This window comes from Methanosphaera sp. A6 (genome assembly GCF_001729395.1).
In the GTDB taxonomy this organism is placed as follows: Archaea; Methanobacteriota; Methanobacteria; order Methanobacteriales; family Methanobacteriaceae; genus Methanosphaera; species Methanosphaera stadtmanae.
The window spans coordinates 1-6,506 of the sequence record NZ_MAIF01000062.1; the positions used below are offsets into that span (position 1 = coordinate 1).

Consider the following 6,506-nt stretch of genomic DNA (forward strand, 5'->3'; position numbering starts at 1 on the left):
TTATTTTTTTTAAAAAAAGTAATTAAATATTTTTTGTATTATAATTAAAAATTAATTAGACTAATAAAAATTAAAAGGAGGTTATAGAATTATTCAAATTCTATTGTACTAGGTGGTTTATTACTTAATGAGAGAGATACGTGTGTTATTTCGGGAACATTAGCAGTAATTTCCTGTGATACTTTATGTAGGAATGGCCATGGAATGTCTGGTACATTTGCTGTCATAGCATCGAATGATTGAACCATTCGTATAACAACAAGGTATCCAAAGTCTCTTTGATCTCCTTTTACTCCAGTTACTTTACTATCTGTTAAAACTACGAAATATTGCCATAAATCTTTATCTAATCCTTCGTTTTCAACGTGTTGTGTAAGAATAGCATTAGCTTCTCTACAAATTTCTAGTTTTTCTTTTGTAATGTTTCCAAGAACTCTTACTGCAAGTCCAGGCCCTGGGAATGGTTGTCTGTGAACAATAGCATCAGGTAATTCAAGTGCAGTACCTACTTCTCTTACTTCATCTTTGTATAATTCACGTAAAGGTTCTATAATTTTCAATACTAAACCTTCAGGTAATGTAAGATTGTGGTGTGATTTTATATTTCCTTTACTTTCAATCCAGTCTGGTGCTATAGTTCCTTGAAGTAAGTATTTAGCTCCTGATTTTTTAGCTTCTCTTTCAAATACTTCAATAAATTTGTGACCAATAATTTCACGTTTCTTTTCAGGATCTGTTACACCATCTAATGCTTCTATAAATTCATCTTGGGCATTAACTAATTTAAAATTTAATCTATCTTTAAATGTATCTTCAACTTCTTTAGCTTCATTCTTTCTAAGTAAACCATGATCTACAAATACTGCTTCGAGTTGATTTCCAATAGCTTTTGATGCAAGAATTGAAGCAACAGAACTATCTACTCCACCAGATAAGGCAATAATGACTTTTTCATCCTTAACTTCTTCTTTTATACTTTTTATTGATTCTTCTATAAATTTAGTAGTGTCCATCATCATCTTATTTCACTCAACCTTTAAATTAATTTAATAATTTTCACATATTTTATTGAAGTTTTCAAATATTTCTCCACCACGTGGTGTGTGTTGTACTTCAGGGTGGAATTGAATACCATATATATTTTTATCTTCATGTTTCATAGCTTCAATATCACATTTATCTGAGTTTGCAAGTATTTCAAAATTTTCAGGTAAAGTAACAACTTCATCTTTATGAGAAGCCCATACTTTAAGAGAATCACCAATACCTTTAAATAGACCATTTTCCTTAAGAATATTAAGTTCTATTTGTGCATAACTTTCAATCTCTGCAGATTTAGTTTCTCCACCAAAGACATCAGCTATAATTTGATGTCCTAAACATATTCCCAAAATTGGAATGTCCATATTTAAGATAATTTCCTTACAATTACCTATACGTTCAATAGATGGACCTCCACCTAAAATAATGCCTTTAGGGTTCATTTGCTCTATTTCTTCAAAACTAGTAGTATTTGGTATAAGACTATTTTCTATATTCAAATACTTCAAAGTTCTAGATATTCTATGATTATACTGTCCAAAATTATTAATAATAACAATGCTCATGATAAATTCCCATATTTTTTTTTTAAAATAAGTTTTATAATAAAAAAATTACTGATTTAATAATTTATTATATATTACTTTTATCTATATATTATATTATGACAATTGATAATATAATAATTATTGTAATTAGTATAATCATTGCAAGTATATTTATATTTTTATTTTTCAAAGTTTTATTACCATTAATTCTTGTTATGATTGTAGCATTTCTAGTTTATGGAATAATAACTCGATGGCTTGATCAACGTAAATACCAATATTAATGTGGCTAAAATATGGATGATATAGAAATTAATCTAATGGAAAATACAATTTATGAGGTAATAATAACATCATTTAATAAACAAGTTAATTTTAAGCCATTTGGAATAAAATTCAATAATAAAAAAGTAATTCTAAATTTATATCCGAATAGAACTCTAAAAAATATAAAAACTAATCCTGAATTTCTAATTCAATTTACAACAAATCCTCTAGTATACACCAAGGCACTTTTAAATAAATTAACACCAAGTGATTATAATAAAGAGTATTTTTTATTAGATTCAAATATAGTTATTAAAGCTAATGTATATTCTATATGTGAATATGTTCATGAAGATAACTATGGAAAAGTTACACTAACACAGATTACTGCAAATATTGAGGAAATTCATGAAATAAATAATCAACCACCAGTAATTAACAGAGCAACAAATAAGATAATTGATTTATTAGTAGATTATACAAGAATACCATACATGAATTCTACTCAAAAAAATGATTATATTAATAAACTTCAGAATTTATCTAGTTTTATTAAAAAATCGGGAAATAATCAGCATATTCAGTCTTTAAAACTTTTAAAAAAAGAAATTATAGAAGAATAACTTATTTTTCTTCTTTTATTATATCAATAAATTGATGTGTATTAACATTAAACAATCCATTTGTTGTCATTTTAACTTCAGGTACAACAGGTAATGCCATAAATGATAATGATGTAAATGGGCTAGATAATTCACATCCCATGTTACTTACTAATTCATTTAATTTTGCTGAATTATTAGCAACTACTTTTGCTGGTTTATCACTCATAAGTCCTGCAATTGGTAGGGTAACATCTAATTTAGCCTGGTTGGATATTGCAGCAAGACCTCCCTTATTTTCAATTAAGTGATTAGTAGCACGAGACATGTATTCACTGTTAGTTCCAACAACTATTATATTATGTGAATCATGACTTACACTAGATGCTATTGCTCCATTTTTAATTCCAAATCCTTTAACAAAACCATTTGAAATAGTATTTCCACCATACCTATCTACAACACTTATTTTTAAAATATCTTCAAATACTGAAGGAATAATTGTTTTTTTCTGAATACTTAATTTTGCACTGGATTGTTTTGTAATGATTGTGTTATCAGATACATTAATTAAATTAACAGTAGCACTTTTATGTGCAGGATTTTGGGCTTTTAAATCAAAATCTTCTGGTTTAGTTAAGGACACATGTAATGTTGTATCAATAGGACGTGGATTTGCACGGAATAATAATTTTTGTTTTTTAAATATGGTATTACCATTTATAACTACACGTTTTACTGTGAAATCACGTAAATTATCTATAAATACTAAATCTGCACTTTTACCTGGACTGATACTTCCAGCATTTAAATTATAATGTTCTGCAGGATTTATTGTTACAAGTTTTATAGCTTCGTATGGATCCATTCCATAGTCAACAGCTTTACGTAGACATTTATCTAAATGTCCATTAATAAGATCTTCTGGTTTAAGATCATCAGATACTATAAAATCACAATTTGAGTAAATGAGTTTTTCTAGCATTTTAGATTCTGATCCTTCTCGGATCATTATCTTCATACCCATTCTCTTTTTTTCAGCTACTTCTTTTTTAGTGGTACTTTCATGGTCTGTAATTACACCATGTTTAACATATTTTTGTAGATTCTTTCCACTTAGTAATGGTGCATGCCCATCAATTGGTTTATGATATTTTTTTGCTATTTTTATTTTTTCCAAGATACTTTTTTCATTAGAAATTACAGCATTATAATCCATCACTTCACCTAATGCTACAAATTCAGGCCTGGATAATAGGTTGTCTATTATGTTTGGACTTATAGTAGCACCTGATTTTTCAAATTTTGTTGCTGGTACACAGGATGGTGCAGTAAAATAATATTTTAATGGTGTTTTTTTTGCATCATCAATCATATAGTCAATACCATCCATTCCCATGACATTTGCAATTTCATGTGGATCTGCAATGACTGATGTTGTTCCATGTCTTAGAGCTATTTCAGCAAATCGTGACGGTGTTAACATTGAACTTTCAATATGTATATGTGCATCAATAAAACCTGGAACTATAATATCATTAAAATCGGCATTAACTTCTTTTATTGATTCAATTATTCCATGTTCAATTTTAATTTCTCCTGGATATATTTCATCTGTAAATACATTTAAAATATTTCCCTTTATCAACATTTTTGTTTTACTCCCCTTTTAATAGTAACTCTATAATGAATTTTAATGTATTTTTAGTTTTATTTTTGAAATATAATATTTTTTTTATTTTATTCTTAAAAAAATAATGAATAATCTATCCCTATGACATATATTTCTTTTTAGTTTATTTAAAATTCATTTAAATGATTTAAGTTTAACTATGTGTTATTTGATTCATGTTTTTTTATTTCAAATATCTCTAGTTATTCTATTCATTTTTGTATTTATATAATAATTATATGTATTTATCTATTATAAAAAATATACATTATATATGATTATTTTTTATTTGGGCTTTCTAAGATTTTAAGGAGTTTAAATGACTTTTTGTTCTGTTGTGTTTTTATTTTTTAAAAAGAAGGATTTTCTTTAGAAAATATTTTTAATTGATTTTCTTTAAAGTATTATTAAATATTGTATTTTCAAAAAAAAAGGTTATAAAAAAGAAGTTATGTAAAAATCATATTATAATAAGATTTTACGTAATTTAAATAGTTTTCTTGGTGAAATTTTCATTACTACTTTGATTAATGATTTGGTAGAGAGCTTTGTAATATTAGCATTGGCTAATGCAGTAATATATTCATCTAAATCTTCATCACTTGAATTATATAATACATCTCTTATTGCAATATATTTCTTAAATTTTTTACCTAAGTGACTATCTATATAATCAGCATATTCTTGTAATTTTTCTTCAGAATAATCACGATTCTTTATTGCTTTTGCTGCAACTCTACCTGCAATCATACCACTTTCTAATGCAGTGTCAATTCCACCACCAGTTATTGGACTAACACATCCTGCAGCATCTCCAACTAGCATAACATTATCTGTGATAATTTTATCAAATATACCACATAGTGGATTTCCTCCAGCATTAATTTCAACAATCTGACCATCTTTTGTTTCATCACAATTAGCTATAAAATCATTTAAATATTTAACAGCACTTTTTTCGGCTTTAATTCCAGATATGTCAATTCCTACATTTGCAGTATCATATCCCTTAGGAAAAATCCATGCATATCCTCCAGGAGCTACACTTCCAAAGAAAAATTGAATTACTGAGTTATTTTTCATTTTAAGATTGGTCATCTCATACTGTAGGCCAGATTCCATCTCTGCAAGAGGTACTTTAGTATTAAGTTCTGCCCATCTAGCAACATGACCTTCAGGGCCATCTGCTCCAATAACAATATGTGCTTTAATTTGATTATATTCTTTGTTAAAACTTTTAATATCAACTAAGTATCCATCGCCCTCACGTTTCATGGATAATGCTTCGGTTTTTATCATAACTTCAGCACCTTCTCTAATAGCATCCATTGTCATATGTTTATCAAAAACTTTACGTTCTAATATTATACCTGTAGCAGGTGTTTCTAATGTTTCTGGTGTAAACCATGCACTTGTATTATTTGGTGAAACTATTCTAGCTCCATCAATTTTCCTTGCAATCCAACGTTCATCTGGTGTAATATGTACTCTTTCAAGAACACCACTCATAATTCCTTCAGCACATCTTTTTGGTGTACCAATTTCTGATTTTTTATCTATGATTAATGTTTTTGCACCATTTTTGCTAGCTTCTCTTGCAGCTAATGATCCTGCTGGTCCTGCCCCTATGATTAATACATCAACTTCTTTTATATTCATGTTTTATTTCCTTGATTTTTGTCTATGAGTTAATTAAAATTAACATAATCTATTATTATATATAACAATATGAATTATTAGTGTTTTGTATTTGAAGTAAATAGTTATTTATTAATTGTTGTATGATAAATAATATTTAGAAAGAATTATTAATGGAATTTTTTTCATGTTTAAGATTAGAATTAGGGATATAGAAGTGGAGTACATTGTTGATTATCGTGATGTTAAATATGTTCGTTATGAATTATCAAGAGGTGTTCTTAAGTTAATTTTACCTAAGCATTTTAGGGGAGATGTTGAGTACTATATTCATAAGAAGGATAATTGGATTTATAATAAAATACTGGAATTTCATAAGTCTCAAAATATATTAAGACAATCAACTAAGGATAAATCTATTGAACATAATTCATTAAATATTTTAAAAGAAGTCTCAAAGAATTATATTAAAAAATATGAAAACTTATTAAATGTGAGGGTTAATAGGGTACAATTTAGAAGCATGACTACTAAATGGGGAAGTTGTAGTAGTTTAGGTAATATTACTTTATCAAAAGATCTTAGATTTCTACCTAATGATTTAATTGAATATGTTATTTATCATGAGTTGGTTCATTTAATAGTTCTAGATCATAGTGATGAATTTTTTAATATTATAAGGAAAAGGTTTCCTGATTATAAGGAGTATGATAATAGACTACGAGAATATTGTTTTTT

At 27.1% G+C, this 6,506-nt stretch carries 7 protein-coding genes; 3 read left to right on the forward strand and 4 right to left on the reverse strand.

The window, feature by feature from the left end; translation table 11 throughout:
- Positions 1-89 precede the first annotated feature (89 nt).
- Together guaA and A9758_RS02100 are read right to left on the reverse strand one after the other, a co-directional pair.
- On the reverse strand, positions 90-1,016 hold the full coding sequence (gene guaA, locus A9758_RS02095; RefSeq protein ID WP_011406888.1) for a glutamine-hydrolyzing GMP synthase: 927 nt from the start codon (positions 1,014-1,016) through the stop codon (positions 90-92).
- 30 nt (positions 1,017-1,046) lie between these two features.
- A complete protein-coding gene (locus A9758_RS02100) occupies positions 1,047-1,607 on the reverse strand; it encodes a GMP synthase subunit A (protein WP_011406887.1) in 561 nt (186 codons plus the stop codon).
- 98 nt (positions 1,608-1,705) lie between these two features.
- Between A9758_RS02100 and A9758_RS07535 the strand changes: the two genes are divergently transcribed.
- Together A9758_RS07535 and A9758_RS02105 are read left to right on the forward strand one after the other, a co-directional pair.
- Positions 1,706-1,873, forward strand: a complete 168-nt coding sequence (locus A9758_RS07535; protein WP_011406886.1) for a hypothetical protein — start codon at positions 1,706-1,708, stop codon at positions 1,871-1,873.
- 12 nt (positions 1,874-1,885) lie between these two features.
- A complete protein-coding gene (locus A9758_RS02105) occupies positions 1,886-2,479 on the forward strand; it encodes a DUF447 domain-containing protein (protein ID WP_011406885.1) in 594 nt (197 codons plus the stop codon).
- Position 2,480: 1 nt separating this feature from the next.
- On the opposite strand, the gene ade is transcribed toward A9758_RS02105, so the two are convergent.
- Positions 2,481-4,109, reverse strand: coding sequence for an adenine deaminase (ade, locus tag A9758_RS02110; RefSeq protein WP_011406884.1), 1,629 nt, complete (start codon positions 4,107-4,109; stop codon positions 2,481-2,483).
- Between the two features lie 486 nt (positions 4,110-4,595).
- Positions 4,596-5,789 (reverse strand): NAD(P)/FAD-dependent oxidoreductase, encoded by a 1,194-nt coding sequence (locus tag A9758_RS02115; RefSeq protein ID WP_011406883.1) that lies wholly within the window; start codon positions 5,787-5,789, stop codon positions 4,596-4,598.
- 166 nt (positions 5,790-5,955) lie between these two features.
- Between A9758_RS02115 and A9758_RS02120 the strand changes: the two genes are divergently transcribed.
- On the forward strand, positions 5,956-6,506 hold a 551-nt coding region (locus A9758_RS02120; protein ID WP_069776322.1), incomplete at its 3' end, for a M48 family metallopeptidase.

What these genes read in the sequence shown, in the direction of transcription:
- guaA (WP_011406888.1), bottom strand. Translation starts at nt 1,016, where the DNA reads ATGATGGACACTACTAAATTTATAGAAGAATCAATAAAAAGTATAAAA.
- A9758_RS02100 (WP_011406887.1), bottom strand. Translation starts at nt 1,607, where the DNA reads ATGAGCATTGTTATTATTAATAATTTTGGACAGTATAATCATAGAATA.
- A9758_RS07535 (WP_011406886.1), top strand. Translation starts at nt 1,706, where the DNA reads ATGACAATTGATAATATAATAATTATTGTAATTAGTATAATCATTGCA.
- A9758_RS02105 (WP_011406885.1), top strand. Translation starts at nt 1,886, where the DNA reads ATGGATGATATAGAAATTAATCTAATGGAAAATACAATTTATGAGGTA.
- ade (WP_011406884.1), bottom strand. Translation starts at nt 4,109, where the DNA reads ATGTTGATAAAGGGAAATATTTTAAATGTATTTACAGATGAAATATAT.
- A9758_RS02115 (WP_011406883.1), bottom strand. Translation starts at nt 5,789, where the DNA reads ATGAATATAAAAGAAGTTGATGTATTAATCATAGGGGCAGGACCAGCA.